The sequence below is a fragment of the Lentzea miocenica genome (assembly GCF_033949945.1).
Lineage (GTDB): Bacteria > Actinomycetota > Actinomycetes > Mycobacteriales > Pseudonocardiaceae > Lentzea > Lentzea miocenica.
Genome location: NZ_JAXAVW010000023.1, coordinates 125,792 through 140,721, shown reverse-complemented (window position 1 = coordinate 140,721; position 14,930 = coordinate 125,792). Strand labels below are relative to the sequence as shown.

Annotated in this window: 18 protein-coding genes and 1 tRNA gene; 10 read left to right on the top strand and 9 right to left on the bottom strand. The window is 68.0% G+C overall.

Annotated features, from left to right (window positions below; translation table 11 throughout):
• The first annotated feature begins 160 nt into the window (after nt 1-160).
• The gene (locus SK803_RS27365) at nt 161-1,351 is read left to right on the top strand and encodes an MFS transporter (protein ID WP_319968975.1); all 1,191 of its coding nucleotides are present in this window, start codon (nt 161-163) and stop codon (nt 1,349-1,351) included.
• Nucleotides 1,348-2,538: an MFS transporter gene (locus SK803_RS27360; protein WP_319968974.1), complete on the top strand. Its 1,191-nt coding sequence runs from the start codon at nt 1,348-1,350 to the stop codon at nt 2,536-2,538. Before SK803_RS27365 ends, SK803_RS27360 begins: the two co-directional genes overlap by 4 nt.
• Here SK803_RS27360 and SK803_RS27355 read toward each other — a convergent pair.
• Complete coding sequence (locus tag SK803_RS27355; RefSeq protein WP_319968973.1) at nt 2,514-3,566, bottom strand: alpha/beta hydrolase; 1,053 nt, start codon at nt 3,564-3,566, stop codon at nt 2,514-2,516. The two genes, SK803_RS27360 and SK803_RS27355, sit on opposite strands and share 25 nt — an antisense overlap.
• A gap of 65 nt (nt 3,567-3,631) precedes the next feature.
• Between SK803_RS27355 and SK803_RS27350 the strand changes: the two genes are divergently transcribed.
• The 3 genes from SK803_RS27350 (at nt 3,632) to SK803_RS27340 (ending at nt 5,202) form a co-directional block, all read left to right on the top strand.
• A complete protein-coding gene (locus tag SK803_RS27350; protein WP_319968972.1) occupies nt 3,632-4,207 on the top strand; it encodes an NADPH-dependent FMN reductase in 576 nt (191 codons plus the stop codon).
• Nucleotides 4,208-4,286: 79 nt separating this feature from the next.
• Nucleotides 4,287-4,709 (top strand): organic hydroperoxide resistance protein, encoded by a 423-nt coding sequence (locus tag SK803_RS27345; protein WP_319968971.1) that lies wholly within the window; start codon nt 4,287-4,289, stop codon nt 4,707-4,709.
• A gap of 16 nt (nt 4,710-4,725) precedes the next feature.
• The gene (locus SK803_RS27340) at nt 4,726-5,202 is read left to right on the top strand and encodes a Dps family protein (protein WP_319968970.1); all 477 of its coding nucleotides are present in this window, start codon (nt 4,726-4,728) and stop codon (nt 5,200-5,202) included.
• Here SK803_RS27340 and SK803_RS27335 read toward each other — a convergent pair.
• Together SK803_RS27335 and SK803_RS27330 are read right to left on the bottom strand one after the other, a co-directional pair.
• Entirely contained in the window at nt 5,199-6,065 is an 867-nt protein-coding gene (locus SK803_RS27335) for a hypothetical protein (protein ID WP_319968969.1), read from the bottom strand. The two genes, SK803_RS27340 and SK803_RS27335, sit on opposite strands and share 4 nt — an antisense overlap.
• Nucleotides 6,066-6,294: 229 nt before the next feature.
• The gene (locus tag SK803_RS27330; protein WP_319968968.1) at nt 6,295-8,109 is read right to left on the bottom strand and encodes a prolyl oligopeptidase family serine peptidase; all 1,815 of its coding nucleotides are present in this window, start codon (nt 8,107-8,109) and stop codon (nt 6,295-6,297) included.
• A gap of 159 nt (nt 8,110-8,268) precedes the next feature.
• On the opposite strand from SK803_RS27330, the gene SK803_RS27325 reads away from it, so the two are divergent.
• The 3 genes from SK803_RS27325 (at nt 8,269) to SK803_RS27315 (ending at nt 9,694) form a co-directional block, all read left to right on the top strand.
• Nucleotides 8,269-8,697: a hypothetical protein gene (locus SK803_RS27325; protein ID WP_319968967.1), complete on the top strand. Its 429-nt coding sequence runs from the start codon at nt 8,269-8,271 to the stop codon at nt 8,695-8,697.
• Nucleotides 8,694-9,146 (top strand): DUF3291 domain-containing protein, encoded by a 453-nt coding sequence (locus SK803_RS27320; protein ID WP_319968966.1) that lies wholly within the window; start codon nt 8,694-8,696, stop codon nt 9,144-9,146. Before SK803_RS27325 ends, SK803_RS27320 begins: the two co-directional genes overlap by 4 nt.
• Nucleotides 9,147-9,226: 80 nt before the next feature.
• Complete coding sequence (locus SK803_RS27315) at nt 9,227-9,694, top strand: GAF domain-containing protein (protein ID WP_319968965.1); 468 nt, start codon at nt 9,227-9,229, stop codon at nt 9,692-9,694.
• On the opposite strand, the gene SK803_RS27310 is transcribed toward SK803_RS27315, so the two are convergent.
• From SK803_RS27310 to SK803_RS27290, 5 genes are all read right to left on the bottom strand, one after another.
• Nucleotides 9,687-9,983 carry an antibiotic biosynthesis monooxygenase family protein gene (locus SK803_RS27310; RefSeq protein WP_319968964.1) on the bottom strand — a complete coding sequence of 99 codons (297 nt, stop codon included), beginning with the start codon at nt 9,981-9,983 and terminating at the stop codon, nt 9,687-9,689. The two genes, SK803_RS27315 and SK803_RS27310, sit on opposite strands and share 8 nt — an antisense overlap.
• Nucleotides 9,984-9,993: 10 nt before the next feature.
• Nucleotides 9,994-10,218 carry a hypothetical protein gene (locus SK803_RS27305; RefSeq protein WP_319968963.1) on the bottom strand — a complete coding sequence of 75 codons (225 nt, stop codon included), beginning with the start codon at nt 10,216-10,218 and terminating at the stop codon, nt 9,994-9,996.
• 383 nt (nt 10,219-10,601) lie between these two features.
• On the bottom strand, nt 10,602-11,726 hold the full coding sequence (locus SK803_RS27300; RefSeq protein ID WP_319968962.1) for a pentapeptide repeat-containing protein: 1,125 nt from the start codon (nt 11,724-11,726) through the stop codon (nt 10,602-10,604).
• Between the two features lie 145 nt (nt 11,727-11,871).
• Nucleotides 11,872-11,945, bottom strand: a tRNA-Pro gene (locus SK803_RS27295).
• Nucleotides 11,946-11,969: 24 nt separating this feature from the next.
• A complete protein-coding gene (locus SK803_RS27290; RefSeq protein ID WP_319968961.1) occupies nt 11,970-12,917 on the bottom strand; it encodes a metallophosphoesterase in 948 nt (315 codons plus the stop codon).
• Between the two features lie 68 nt (nt 12,918-12,985).
• Here SK803_RS27290 and SK803_RS27285 point away from each other — a divergent pair, with 68 nt between their 5' ends.
• Nucleotides 12,986-13,456 carry a GatB/YqeY domain-containing protein gene (locus SK803_RS27285; protein WP_319968960.1) on the top strand — a complete coding sequence of 157 codons (471 nt, stop codon included), beginning with the start codon at nt 12,986-12,988 and terminating at the stop codon, nt 13,454-13,456.
• Nucleotides 13,457-13,499: 43 nt separating this feature from the next.
• Here SK803_RS27285 and SK803_RS27280 read toward each other — a convergent pair whose 3' ends face one another.
• Nucleotides 13,500-14,216 carry a haloacid dehalogenase type II gene (locus SK803_RS27280; protein ID WP_319968959.1) on the bottom strand — a complete coding sequence of 239 codons (717 nt, stop codon included), beginning with the start codon at nt 14,214-14,216 and terminating at the stop codon, nt 13,500-13,502.
• A gap of 52 nt (nt 14,217-14,268) precedes the next feature.
• On the opposite strand from SK803_RS27280, the gene SK803_RS27275 reads away from it, so the two are divergent.
• Nucleotides 14,269-14,928: a GntR family transcriptional regulator gene (locus SK803_RS27275; protein ID WP_319968958.1), complete on the top strand. Its 660-nt coding sequence runs from the start codon at nt 14,269-14,271 to the stop codon at nt 14,926-14,928.
• Nucleotides 14,929-14,930 lie beyond the last annotated feature (2 nt).

Sequence of the window (14,930 nt, the reverse complement as noted above, 5' to 3'; positions counted from 1 at the left end):
ATCGCCGGTTCGAAGACGCAGTCGACGTCCTCGACTCGGCCGCATTCGCGACACACGAGGTGGTCCGGGACTGCCATGGCCATCACCTTAGTCCTGCGATCTTGAACACATCAAGAAAACGAAGGGTTAAACATTTTGCGGTCCGCGTGAGGATGGGGACGTGGATCTCGCCCCCTTCAAACACGTCCTCATGCTGCCCGGGGTTCGCCCTCTCGCACTGCTGATGTTCTTCGCGAGGATGCCTCCGGCGGCGACCGGCGTGATCCTCACGCTGCACGTCGCGGTCACCCTGGACCGGGGGTACGGCGCGGCGGGACTGGTCGGGGCGGCGGGCACGATCGGCATGGGGCTGGGCGCTCCGCTGATGGGCAGGCTGATCGACGAACGCGGCCTGCGCACGATGCTCACGATCAGCGTCACGGCCTCCGCGGCGTTCTGGCTCACCGCACCGCTGATGGGCTACTGGACGCTGCTGTTCACCTCGTTCGGCGTCGGCCTGCTCGGCGTGCCCATGATGTCGATCGGACGCCAGGTCATCACCGCGCTCGTGCCGGAGAGCCGGCGCCGGGTCGCGTTGTCGGTCGACTCGATCTCCGTCGAACTGTCGTTCATGGGCGGGCCCGCGCTCGGCGTGTTCGTCGCGACGAAGTTCTCCACGAACGCCGCGTTGCTGTTCATCGGCGTCTCGATCCTGATCGCGGGCGTGCTGCTGTACTGGGCGAACCCGCCGGTGGTGCACGAGGACGAGGTCGTCGACGGGCCTCAGCCGAAGATCGTCGAGTGGATGCGCGGCCGGATCGTCGGCGTGCTGGTCGTGTGCGTCGGCGCGACCGTGTGCCTCGGCGGCATGGAGGTCTCGGCGATCGCGTCGCTGGAGCACATCGGCAAGCAGAGCTGGCTGGGCGTCGTGTTCTTCGCGATGTGCGCGGCGTCGATCGTGGGCGGGTTGGTCTACGGCGGCGTGAAGCGCGTGCCCAGCGTGCTGGTGTTGCTGGTGCTCATGGCGGCCCTGGAGATCCCGGTGGGCCTGGGTGACGGCAACGTCCTCCTGCTGTGCCTGCTCCTCGTGCCGATGAACCTGATGTGCGCACCGTTGATCGCGGCGTCGGGAGAGCACATCAGCAAGCTCGCGCCACCCACCGCTCGTGGTCTGGCGATGGGGCTGCAGGGGTCGGCGTTCACCGTCGGCAGCGCGATCGGCGCCCCGCTCGCCGGAGTCGCTGTCGACCGCGGCGGCGCTCCCCTCGGGTTCGCGGTGGTCGGCGTGGTCGGGCTGCTGGTGGCGGGAGTCGCCTGGCTGCTGGCCCGGCAGGGCAAACCGGTTGCCACCGGGGCGACGATGGCACCGTGAACCTCGCCCCGTTCAAACACGTCCTGGCGCTGCCGGGGGTACGTCCCCTGATGCTGCTGATGCTGTTCGCCAGGATTCCCCCGACGGCGGCGGGCGTCACGGTGACCCTGCACGTCGTCACCACGCTCGACAAGGGCTACGCGGCGGCCGGCACCGTCGGTTTCGCGACGATGATCGGTCTCGGCTTCGGCTCCCCGCTGATGGGCAGGCTGGTCGACAGCAAGGGCCTGCGGATCACGCTCGCGCTGAGCCTGCTCGAAGGCGTTTTCTGGGTGACGGCGCCGCTGATGGACTACTACCTGCTGCTGGTCCTGGCGTTCGCCAACGGGCTGGTGGCGGTGCCGATGATGTCGATCGGCCGCCAGGCCCTCACCGCTCTCATCCCCGCGGCGCAGCGGCGGCCGGCGTTCTCGCTGGACTCGATCTCGGTCGAGCTGTCGTTCATGGTCGGGCCCGCTGCGGGGGTGCTGATCGCGACGAAGTTCTCGACCGGCACGGCGCTCATCTCGATCGGCGTGGCGATCCTGGCCGCGAGCGCGGTGCTGTTCGTGGTGAACCCGGTGCTGGTGCACGAGGACGAGGACGTCACCGGTCCTCAGCCCAAGGTGAAGGAGTGGTTGCGCGGACCGGTGATCGCGGCGTTGATCATCCCGTTCGGCGCCACGATGACGTTGTCGGGCATGGAGATCGCCTCGATCGCCTCGCTGGAACGCTCGGGTCAGCAGAGCTGGCTCGGCCTGGTCTTCGTGGTGATGTGCGCCGCGTCGGCCCTCGGCGGGCTCTTCTACGGCAGCCTCAAACGGGTGCCGGGCGGTGTCGTGCTGCTGGCGGGGATGGCGTTGCTCGAGATCCCGGTCGGCCTCGGCGACGGCAGTGTGGCGTTGCTGGCCATCGCGCTCATCCCGATGAACCTGCTGTGCGCGCCGACCATCGCCGCCTCGACCGAGTTGATCAGCAAGCACGCGCCGGCCTCAGCGCGCGGGCTGGCGCTGGGACTGCAGGGTTCGGCCTTCACGTTCGGCGTCGCGGCAGGTCAGCCGCTCGCGGGGGTTGCGGTGGACCACAGCGGACCCCCGCTCGGTTTCGTCGTCGCGGGACTGGCCGGACTGGCCGTCGCCGGTCTCGGCTGGGTGTTCTCCCGGCAGAGCCGGTCCAGGCAGGATCAGGCGGTCTCGCTCACGTCCTGAGCGGAGTTGGCCAGCGCGAAGCCGGTCCGCAGCGCGCCGACGGCCTCGGACACGGCCTCGCGGAAGATCCCGCCGATGCCGAGCACGTTCGCGAAGCCGTGGAACAGGCCTTCGTGGCGCCGCAGCACGACCGGCACGCCGTCGGCGGCCAGGCGTTCGGCGAAGGCCTCGCCCTCGTCGCGCAACGGGTCGTAGCCCGCCGTCGCGATGTAGGTGGGTGGCAGGCCCGAGAGGTCCTCGGCGAGCATGATCGACAGCCGCGGGTCGTGACGGTCCTGGCCACCGGCGCTGTACTGGTCGAGGAACCAGTCCATCTTCTCGTCGGTCAGGAAGAACCCGTTGCCGAAGATCTCCCGCGACCGGCGGCGCACCGAAGCGTCCACGCCGGGGTAGAAGAGCAGCAGGAACGCGATGTCCGTCTCGGCGCTGTGCGCGGTGACCGCGGCCAGGTTGCCACCCGCGCTGTCGCCGCCGAGCGCGATCCGGTTCGCGTCGATGCCCAGGTCCTCGGCCTTGGCCACGGCGTAGCGCAGCACCTCGGCCGCGTCGTCGACCGCCGCCGGGAACGGGTGCTCGGGGGCGAGCCGGTAGTCGGCCGCCAGCACGCGCACCCCGGCTTCCTTCGCGAGGAACCGGCACAGGTTGTCGTGGGTCTCCAGGCCACCGGTGACCCAGCCGCCACCGTGGTAGAAGATCAACAACGGTGAGCCGGTCGGGAGCAGCTGCGGCGTGTAGAGCCGACCGGCGAACTCGCCGATCGTGAGGTCGCGCGCGTCCACTCCGGTGATCTTCGGACCGGAGACGAGCTTCGAACTCAACTCCAGGTCTAGCCGGCTCTCGGACGCTGTCTTCGTGCGCCAGTCCGTCCCGGACAGATGTGCGAGCTTCAGCAGCAGCTGTGCTTCCGGGTGCAGGTACTGGCCATCCAGGTAGATCGGGTCACCGGCGATGAGTCGGCGCAACGGGCCGGGGAGACCGAACGCGAAGCGCAGTGCACCGGCCAGTACGCCGGCCTGGAAGTTCGACATGTGTTGCAGGTTACTCGCGAGTACGGCTGGATCTCCAGGTATCTGGAGGTGGAAGGATCGATGTCATGACGGTGACGGTGGTGGGCATCGGGGGCTCGATCAGGTCCGACTCGCAGTCCGAGCGGGCGCTGCGGGTGGCCCTGGAAGGCGCTCGCGAGCTCGGTGCGGAAACGATCCAGTACAGCGGCCCTGAGCTGGTGCTTCCCTTCTACGACCCGTCAGTGCCGGAGCGCACGGACGTCGCCCTGCGGATGGTCGAGGACCTGCGCCGGGCCGACGGCGTGATCCTCGTGTCGCCTGGCTACCACGGCACCGTGTCCGGTCTGGTCAAGAACGCCCTCGACTACATCGAGGACCTGCGCGACGACGAACGCCCGTACCTCGACGGCCGTGCGGTCGGCACCATCACCGCCGCGTACGGCTGGCAGGCCGCGGTGAACACGCTCGCGGCGGTCCGTTCGATCGTGCACGCGCTGCGCGGCTGGCCGACGCCGTTGGGTGCCGCGATCAACTCCGCGCAGGTCAAGTTCGACGGCGACGGTGCCTGTTCGGACGCCGACGTGGACCGGAACCTTCGCGTCATCGGCCGCCAGGTCGCCGAGTTCGCGCTGCGCCAGGCGTCTCATCTGGACGTGAACTGAGTCACGATCGGGCAGATAAGTCGTGCGCGATCCGTTCTAACCGGTGGGTAACAAAACCACTGATTCAAGGGAGAGCGGAATGGAAGCGCTGTACACGGCTGAGGCGACTGCTTACGGCGAAGGCCGCAACGGCGAGGTTCGTTCATCCGATGGTGTGATCGACGAGGTGCTGTCGGTCCCCAAGGAGATGGGTGGCCCCGGCGGCGACGCGACCAACCCCGAGCAGCTGTTCGCGGCCGGTTACGCGGCTTGCTTCAACTCCGCGCTCTCGGCCGTCGCGCGCGCCGGGAAGATTCAGGTGGCTTCTTCTGAGGTAACCGCCAAGGTGGGGATCGGATCCAACGGCACGGGCGGCTTCCAGCTGACCGTCGCGCTCGCGGTGAACATCCCCGGACTCGACCAGGCGGTCGCGGAGAAGCTCGTCGAGCAGGCCCACCAGGTCTGCCCGTACTCCAACGCGACGCGCGGCAACATCGAGGTGGCGCTCACCGTCACCGTCTGAGGAGGCGCGTTCGACCATGGCCAAGAACCCGATCACCAGCCCGCTCTCCGACGCTGATCGCGATGCCGTCGGAACCGTGCTGCAGGCAACGCTCGTCGACCTCGTCGACCTGTCCCTGATCGGGAAGCAGGCGCACTGGAACGTGATCGGCAAGAACTTCCGAAGCGTCCACCTTCAGCTCGACGAACTGGTCGTTCTCGCGCGCAACGCCGCCGACCAGGTCGCCGAACGCGCGGCCGCCCTCGGCGTCACGCCGAACGGCACGGCGAAGACCATCGCCGCGTCGTCCGGCGTGCCCGAGATCGAGACCGGCTGGCTGAAGGAGGAGCAGGTCGTCACCGCGATCACGTCCTCGCTGGGCAAGCTCATCGCCCGCATGCGCACCCGCATCGACGAGACCGACAAGCCGGACCTCGTCACCCAGGACCTGCTGATCGGCATCACGCAGGAACTGGAGCAGGCGCACTGGATGTGGCAGGCCCAGTCGGCCTAGCTCATGAGTTGACGGACGGCCCGTTCCTCGATGGAACGGGCCTCGTCGACTTTCTGGGCCAGTTCGTCGTAGTCGCCGCCCTCGGCGATCTCGGACCAGAGCCTCCCGGACTTCCGGAATCCTTGTGCGCCAGGGAGTCCAGCTTCCTCCAGGAACTCCGCGTAGAGCGGCCTCGTCGCACTCTTCGCCGTGTACTCGACCTCCAGGCAGTCGTGCAGCCGCTGCCGCACGAACCCGGGGTCGCCGGCCCACCGCTGGGCCCAGCCCTTCTTCCCCTTGTCGCGCAACTGTTCCGCGAGCTTGCGCATGCCGGAGAAGCCGAAGTTCACGTCGAAGTTGTTGCCCAGCACCGGCCCGGTGAGGTGTTCGCACGTCATCCGCACGGCCGCGGCCACGTCGGGCTCGCCTGTCCGTTCACCGACGCTGATCATCTCGTGCTTGCCCTGCCCCCAGCTCGTCATGAACTCGGCCAGCGGCTGGACGTTCGTGCCGTGGTTGTGCACGGTGACCGCGTCGCCGTCGACACCGAGCACGCCAACCGGATGCTTCTCCTTGCCCAGCAAGCAGATCACCGGCCCGTCGGCTGAACGCAACTGCTGTTCGGCCTTGCGCGCGGACGTGGTGCTGGTGACTTCGTGGGCGATGTTCGCGTGCTGCAGCGCGGTCGGGATGAACGGCGCGGGGTGGTGCCGCGCGACGATCGTCATCGTGGGCGTGTGCCCCTTGTACTCGAACACGAAGTACATGAACCCGATGCCGCCGGCGAGCCCGGACAGCATCGCCTCGGACCACTCGTCGTCGAGCATCTCCCGCAACAGCCAGGAGTCGTGCATCTGTCCGGTGGGCCGCGCCTCCTTGAGCACGTGCCTGCGTGCGGTGGCATCACGTTGCCGGCACCGCTTGACCCGTCGCCGGCACCGCTTTACCGACGTGCTCGGTGGGCGAGCTGGCGTGCCCACCGCTCCCCGCGCGATTCCTCATGACGCAACGCGCGATCCCCGGATTTGGTTCCCGCTCTGTCCACAGGCTACCCGGGTTCGGATAACCGCAGGTCAGCGAATTGGCAGCCTGTGGACAACTCGCGATCATGAACTATTTCGCGGCCAGATGCCGCCGAGCGAAGTCCACCTCGGCCGCCGTCTGCCGCATCGTCTCGGCGACGACCAACGAGCCGTGGCCCGCGTCGTAGCGGTACATCTCGTAGGCGTGACCGCGGCCCGCGAGCGCGTCGAGGTAGTTGTCGATCTGCCGGATCGGGCAGCGCGGGTCGTTCTCGCCGGCGAGGATCAGCACCGGCGCGGTGACCTGGTCGACGTACGTGAGCGGCGAGCACTCCTGGTAGAGCTCCGGCAGCTCTTCCGGCGAGCCGCCGAACAGTGCCCGGTCGAACGCCCGCAGCGGCTCCATCTCGTCCTCGTACGCGGCGAAGTAGTCCGCCACCGGGACGCCCGCGATGCCGACGGTCCAGCGTTCCGGCTGGACGCCGATGCCGAGCAGGGTCAGGTAGCCGCCCCACGACGCGCCGCTGAGGACCGACTTGTTCGGGTCGGTGAGGCCGGACTCGATCGCCCAGTCGTGCACGGCGGCGATGTCCTCGAGTTCGGTGAGGCCGGGCCTGCCCTCGATGGCGTCACGCCACTTCGAGCCGTAGCCGCTGGAGCCGCGGTAGTTCACGTGCACCGTCGCGAAGCCGGCGTCCAGCCACACCGCGCGGTAGGCGGAGAAGCGGTCCTCGTCGGACGAGTGCGGTCCGCCGTGGATCAGGAAGACGGTCGGGAACGGACCCTCGCCCTCGGGCTTGGAGACCATCGCGTGGACATCGCCGACGAACACGTCTTCGAGCTTCGCCGAGGTCGCGGGCTTGGCGCCCTGCGGCTCGACCAGCACGCGCTCGGTGCCGTCGGTGGCCAGCGCGCGGATCACCGTGGACCTCTCGGCGGACGACCACGAGTACTCGACGGTGCCGTCCGGCCGCACGCCCGCCGAACCGATCACGCCGGGTGCGGTGTCCAGAGTGGACAGTTCGCCGGTCGTGAGGTCGTAGCGGTGCACGGTGTTGCGCGCGTGGTGGGTGTGCACGACCAGCAACGCGGAGGCGTCCGGGTACCAGTCGGCGGCGACTTCGCCCGGCAGGTCGAGGACGATCTCCCGTTCGGTGTCGGCGGCGACGTCCCAGATCAGCAGCTCCTCGCGGCCACGGCGCTCGTGCAGCACCAGCAGCCGCTGGTCGCCGCTCACCGGGCTGAACGAGATGGCGTCGAGCCCCTTGCCCTTGCCGTCCCACTTCTCGGCCCTGGTCTCGCCCGTCTCGGCGTCGAGCGCGCGCAGGGCCATGTGCCGGTTGTCGCCGTGCTCGGAGTGCGCGATCACGACCAGCGACTCGTCCTTGGCCATCGCGGTGACGCCGGCGTCGTTGACGTGCTGGTAGATCACCTCGGCCGTGCCGTTGCGGGACAGCCACACGGTGGTGCCGTCGTCGGTCGACGCGGCCACGGCCGTCACGGTGCGGCCGATCTCCAGGCCTGCCGGGTAACCGGGCGTCACGCTGCTGATCGCCGGCTCGGCCTTGCTGCCGTCAGCCTCGAACGGCTCGCGCACCCAGACGCCGAACTCGTCGCCGTCGTGGTCGTCGAACCACCAGATCTCGGTGCCGTCCGGGTTCAACGTGGCGTGCGACGTGCCGTTCGGCCGGTCGGTGACCTTGCGGTGCTCGTCCTTCGCCCGGTCCCAGGCGTAGATCTCCCACACGCCGCTCGCGTTGGAGACGTACAGCGTGCGGTCCGGTGCGTCGTCGGCCCAGCCGGGCAGGCTCATCCGGGGAGCGGTGAACCGCTCGCGCCACCGGGTCTCGGCAGCCGGATCGTCAAAAAGCTGTTCCGGAACGTCAGGAGAAGGGTGCGTGGTCACGTCCCAACACTAGAGTCAGACGTCGTTCTAGGGGGATGCCAGATGACACAACCACCACAGTGGGGTGCGCCGCCACCAGCGCGGCCGCCATCACCACCGCTCGGCTACGCGCCACGGCAGCCCGCGCCCGCAGCCCCGATGTATCAGCGGCTGCCTCCAATGCCGTCCCAGCTGATGATGGCGGCCCTGCTGCACTGGGTGTTCGTCGTCGCGATCTGTGGTCTCGCCGTTGTCACGTTTGTGGGCTACTCGATGCGCGACATCATGTTCTGGAGCATCTGGGCCGGGCTCGGCGTGGTCTGCCTCGGCCTGCTCAACGTGCCGGCGGCGTTGGCCCTTCACCACCCCCACTTCCCGCAGGCGATCTCGTCACGGATCGCGACCGTCATCACCCTCGTCACGTTCGCCGGCGCGTTGTTCCGGTCAGTGGGCAACGGAGACCACAAGATCGTCCCGATGCTGGGAGTCGCCGCGATCCTGGTGCTGTGCACCGTCAACCTCTTCCTCACGACCCGGCCGCAGGTGAAACAGTGGATCGCGGCCAGGCGGCAGCTGTCCCTGAGCCAGGGCCACGGGCCGCGCCGATGACCTCCTTCGAACTGGCCCAGGTCAACATCTCGCGGCTGCTGGAACCGTTGGACAGCCCGCTGCTCAAGGACTTCGTCGACGCCCTCGACCCGGTCAACGCGGTCGCGGACGCCGCACCCGGCTTCCGCTGGCGGCTGCAGGGCGAGGCGGGCGACGCGACCGCGATCCGCGTCTTCGACGACGACTGGCTGATCGTGAACATGTCCGTGTGGGAGTCGCCGGAATCGTTGCTGGCCTACGTCTACGGCGACGCCCACCGGGCCGTGCTGCGCGGCCGGCGCCAGTGGTTCCACCACCCGGTCGAGGCGATGACCGCGCTGTGGTGGGTGCCTGCCGGCCACCGGCCTTCGGTCGCGGAAGCCGAGGAACGGTTGGTGCACCTGCGCACGCACGGCCCGTCGTCCTATGTGTTCACGCTGAAGCAGACCTACGGCGCGACGATCAATTGATCGCAGCTGACTTTCTCCGGGCAGAGGAATAACTAGGTGCCGGACCCGGCGAGAGTTAACGTTGACACATGTCAGAAACGATGGATCGCCTCGCCGGTGCAGCCACGTTGGAGGAAGTGCAACGGGTCGTCCGCACCACGGCGCGCTCCTCGCTGGCCGCCCACGGGGCGACGTTGGTGCTGCTAGACGGCGATCTCTGCTACTACGCCGACGAGGACTCGATGAGCCCGCTGTGGAAGGGCCAGCGTTTTCCCACGGCCAACTGCATCAGCGGCTGGGCGATGATTCACCGCCAAACAGTGGCGATCAGGGACATCCGCTTCGATTCGAGGATTCCTCAAGAAGCGTATCGGCCGACATTCGTGCGCAGCCTGCTGATGGTTCCGATCCTGCGCCCTGACCCGATCGGCGCCATCGGCTGTTACTGGGCGATCCCGCACACCGCGACCCCGGAGGAGACTTCCACGCTGGAGTCACTGGCCGCCGTCGCCGGCGATGCACTGGAACGGTTCCCCGAGGGCCTGCCCGCGCGGGGCCTCATCAACTGAAGTGGTGGAAGTGCCGCAGGGCCAGCGGCCGCTGCAGGTACTCGTCCTCGTCCGGGAACGTCACCGGGTCGGTGCGCCAGTTTCCGCCGGCGTAGTTCTCGAGCGCCTGCTCGTCCCGCCACCGGCTCACGTACTGGACCCGCCGCGGATCGTCGGCGTCGACGAGCACCTCGTGACCTTCAAGGCCTTCGTACTTCTCCGGGAACGTCCTGACGAGCTCCCACACCCGTTCGACGAACTCCTGCTCCCGGCCGGGCTTCACGAGCGCTTCGGACACACGCGTCAGCATGCGTCCGATCCTATTGCCGGCGCAGCTCGTCCTCGAAGATCTGGTCGACCTGCCGCGAAGCCCGCGACAACGCCTTGACCGAGGCGAAAACCACGATGAAGCCGATCGCGACAGCGGCCGTGACCCAAGCCGACGTGAGCATGTAGACGATCGCCAGCGCTTGCAAGACCACAATGGACTTTGCGGCTATGACGATCCACGACCTGTGGGCGGGCCTGGCGGCGGTGGAATCCATCACAGAACATCTCCCGACTTTCAACGAGTGCCGAACCACAGCCTTCGTCGTCCGGATCAAGGTGGTCGTTACGCACCGTGAGTTGAAGCTTCAACCTTCACTCGTAAGGGTTAACGCAACGTGCGCGTTCCGTATAGTTTGGTACGGAACGGTGGCCCTGCGTCATACAAGCACGGTGACGTCTGCGGCCGCTCGTGTCGAGTCGCGTCACACGATCGAGTGGTTCAAGTGGACGATTCGTGTCTTTGTTCGAAACGAGAAGGACCTTCGACTCTGCGACCACCGGGACCTCCGGTGGTCGAGACGAGGGTCGTATGTCGACAAAGCGAGAATCGAGCCGGATTCCGCCCCATTGGGAAATCCAGGCGGGTTCTCGTCGTGGCTCAAGCGGGCCGCGCGTCAGTGGACCAGCCGCCGCTGACCGCGTTCGGCGGACACGCGTCCTTGCGGTTCGCTCCCCACATGTTCGCGCCCTGGATCTGCGCCTCCCAGAAGTCCGCCCGCTGAAGCTGCGCATCACGCATATCCGCGCGCTGCAACTGCGCCTTGTGCAGATCCGCGTCCTGGAGCTGCGCGTCCACGAGGTACGCGTCCTGGAGCTGAGCGTCCTGCAGGTGAGCGTGTTGGAGCTGGGCCCGCCTCATGTGCGCGTCCTGGAGCTGAGCGCGATTCAGATGTGCGTTTTGGAGCCGCGCGTCTGCCAGGTGGGCGCGTTGAAGCTGCGTACCCGTCAAGTTCGCGTTCTGGAGCCGCGCCTTGGTCAGATGCGCCTGCTGCAGCTGCGCCCCCGTCAGGTTCGCACGCCGCAACTGCGCACCGTTCAGCCGAGCCCGCTGGAGCTGAGCCCCCGACAGGTCCGCGCTTTCAAGTCGCGCATCCTCAAGCCGCGCGCCCTTCAGGTGCAGCTGCCGGAAGTTGATCGGATTCCGCTCCTGCTTGGCCCGATGCGGACGCTTGCAGAGCGCCGTGAGAGCAGCCTGCACATCGGGCGTGGGCTCGTCCGGCAGCTCCGCCACCTCTGTGCCGATCGGCGGGTGCATCCACCGCGCCTCACTCGTCGATTCAACGACCCGGCGAGGCACCCGATCGCGAATGAAGGCGACCAGAACCTCGACCACATCGCCGTGGTGATCGGGGGAGTCGCGCATGACGTGCTCCAGCGCGTTGATCCCGCCGATGCGGATGTACAGCTCATCGGAGCCAAGCCGTTCCAGCGCCTTGGTGAACCGCTCGGTCACCTGCCCGCGGTGGGCCAGCCGGTAGTTCCGCGCGGTGTAGAGCAGACCGATGCCGACGACCAGTGCGCCGCCCGCGGAGATCACGATCAGGCGAGCGTTGTGTTCGGCAGGTAACCGCTGCTCCGGGGCCGTCTTGCCCAGAACCTCCTGGTCCACCAGGAATCCGAACGTGGGTGCGTGCCAGATCGCCAGCACGTACCCGGTCAGGATGGCCACGGCGACGAGCGCGAACACCAAACGCCAGAAACCGGCACGGACAGTTGCGGTCACGCTACGAGGTCGGAGCGCACTCGGCACCCGTTACAACAACGGCGTGCATTCGTGCGGCAGATCCGTTCTCCCCGGAATTCTCCCAAGACACAAAAACAAATCAGCCCCCGTCCAAATTGGACAGGGGCTGACCTGTGTTATTCAATCGGGGTGACAGGATTTGAACCTGCGACCTCTTCGTCCCGAACGAAGCGCGCTACCAAGCTGCGCCACACCCCGGCTGGGAACGAGTTGAACTCTACATCATGTCCGCGCCAGCTCCGAATCGGACCCCCTGGTTTCGCCCTGACCAGGCGTAACCGGCCGCGGAACGAGGGTCAGCAGCGAAGCCTCCGGAGGGCAGCAGAACCGCACCGGCGCGTACGGCGAAGTGCCCATGCCGGCGGACACGTTCATCCACATGTGCGAACCCCACCGCGACACACCGCGGGCGCGGCCGCGGTCCAGTTCGCAGTTGGTCACCAACGCGCCGTAGAAAGGCACGCGCAGTTGGCCGCCGTGGGTGTGGCCGGCCATCACGAAGTCGTAGCCGTCGGCGGCGAAGGGGTCCAGCACGCGGGGTTCTGGGGAGTGGGTGATGCCCAGCCTCAGGGCCGCGTTCGGGTCCGGGGTGCCGGCGATGTCCACGTAGCGGTCGCGCTTCAGGTGTGGGTCGTCGACGCCTGCCACGAAGATGTTTTGGCCGTTCACCGTGATGGTGCGGCGGACGTGGGTCATGTCCTCCCAGCCGCGCTCGATCATGCCGGCGCGGAGGTCGCGCCACGGGAGGGTCACGCCGTGGATGCGCTTGGTCTTGGACGACGGCAGCAGGTAGCGCACCGGGTTCTTCAGGCGGGGCGCGTAGTAGTCGTTGCTGCCGAAGACGAACAGGCCCGGCTTGTCGAGCAGCGGGCCGAGCGCGCGCAGCACGCCGGGGACGGCGTCCTTGTGTGCGAGGTTGTCGCCCGTGTTCACGACCAGGTCGGGGTTCAGGTCGGCCAGTGCGGCCACCCAGCGCTGCTTCGACACCTGGTTGGGCGTCATGTGCAGGTCTGAGATGTGCAGCACACGGATCGGCTTGGCTCCGGGGGACAGCACGGGCACCGTGGCGGTGCGCAGGGTCCAGTGCCTTCTCTCGATTCCCGCCGCGTAAGCGACGGTTGCGGCGCCGAGTGCGGTCGTGGCGAGGAGTGCGCGGCCGAGCTTGTTCACGTGTCAAGGGTACGGAAGGCGGTTAACTCGATCGGCGCGGCATCCGGCGGGCGGTACCGTTCTGCGCCATGGCGGAGTTGAAGACGCGGTTGCAGAACGACCTGACTGTGGCCATGAAGGCCAGGGAGACGGTCACGGCCGGTGCGCTGCGGATGGCGCTCACGGCGGTCACGAACGAAGAGGTCTCGGGCAAGCAGGCTCGTGAGCTCAGCGACGACGAGGTCGTCAAGGTCCTCGCGCGCGAGGCGAAGAAGCGCAAGGAGGCCGCTGAGGCCTTCGACGGTGCCGGCCGGGTCGAGAAGGCCGACCTGGAACGTGCCGAGCTCGCCGTGCTGGAGGTCTACCTCCCCGCGCAACTCGACGATGCCGAGCTGGCGTCCATTGTGGACTCCGCGGTCGCCGCCGTCACCGCGCAGCTCGGTGAGACGCCGGGGCCGAAGCAGATGGGCCAGGTCATGAAGGTCGTCAACGCCGAGGTCGCCGGACGCGCCGAGGGTGGCCGTGTCGCCGCCGCGGTGAAGGCCAAGCTGACCTCTTGACGAGTGAACCCGCGACCTCCCGACGAGGTCGCGGGTTCAGCGGCTAGAACGCCTTGTCGACCGCGTCCGCGAACTCGCCCATCGACCCGAACTCCAGGTCGTAGCTGTACTCGCCGGACGGCTCTGGCGTCGCGCCCCAGCCCGGCCTGTCGCGCCGCCGGTTGATCCACACCGACGGCAGCCCCTCCCGCTTGGCCGGGACGTGGTCGTGGAACAGGCTCTGCGCCACGTGCAGCAGGCGGGACCGCTGCACGCCCAACGAGTCGAGCGTGGCGTCCAACGCCCGGAAGTGGTTCTCGGCCGGCTTGTACGCGCCGACGTCCTCGGCCGTGATGATCGCCGCGAAGTCACCGCGCAGATGCCGGTTGCTGCCCGCGAACCCGGCGCGGTGCACGTTGGACAGAATGATCAACTGGTAGCGGGAAGCCAAGCGCGCCAACGCATCGGCCGAATCGGGGAACGCCGGCCAGTCCGGCACCGAGCCGCCCAGCCGCTCGGCCCACTCGTCGCTCACCTCGTGCCCCAGCGCCGCGCCGGTGCGACGGAACGCCGCGGCCAGCACCTCCGGATACAGCCGGAACGGCGTCTCCGCCGCCACCGCGGCCTCGTGCGACCCGTACGCGAGGAGCAGTTCCTCGACCGGAAGATCGAGCCCCTGTTCGCGCGCCCACGGCGACAGCACCGCGGCGATGCCGGTCTCCCAGTCGATGAGCGTGCCGTAGCAGTCGAAGCTGAGTGCCTTGAACTCCGTCAGGTCCATGAACCAAACTGTAGTACAGTTCAACTGTAGTGCAACTGGTTAGACTGACCACATGTCAGCCCTCGACGGCCTCGAAGTGCGCCGCACCACCACGGCCCAGCAGCTGGCCGACGGCCTGTCCGAACGGATCATGGCCGGCGCTTTCGGCCCTGGTGACAGGCTCAGGGAGAGCGCGATCGCGGCCGAGCTGGGCGTCGCCCGCAACACCATCCGCGAGGCCGTCAGGATCCTCGAGCTGACCGGCCTGGTCCGCTACGAGGTCAACCGCGGCGCCGTCGTCATCGCCCCGACGCCGGAGAACGTCGAGGCCCTCTACACCGCCCGCGAACGCCTCGAAACGGCCGCAGCCGCCCGCCTCCCGCGCCCGGAGCAGCTCAAAGCGATCACAGACGCGTTCGACGACCTCGTGGAAGCCGCGCAAACCGGAGAACTGAACAAGATCGTCGACCGGGACCTGGCCTTCCACCAGGCGATCGTGGCCGTGCTCGACAGCTCACGGCTCGACGAGTTCTACGCCTCGATGACCCAGGAGCTGCGCTTCTACCTCACGGTCCTCTCGAAGGAGGAGACGCCGGACGAGGTCGTCGCGGAGCACCAGGTCATCGTCGACGCCATCCGCGCGGGCGACCGCGACCGGGCGGCCGCCGAGATCAGCGCCCACATCGACACCAGCGTCCAGCGGCTCAAGCAGATGCTCGCCGAACGCCGGTAGCG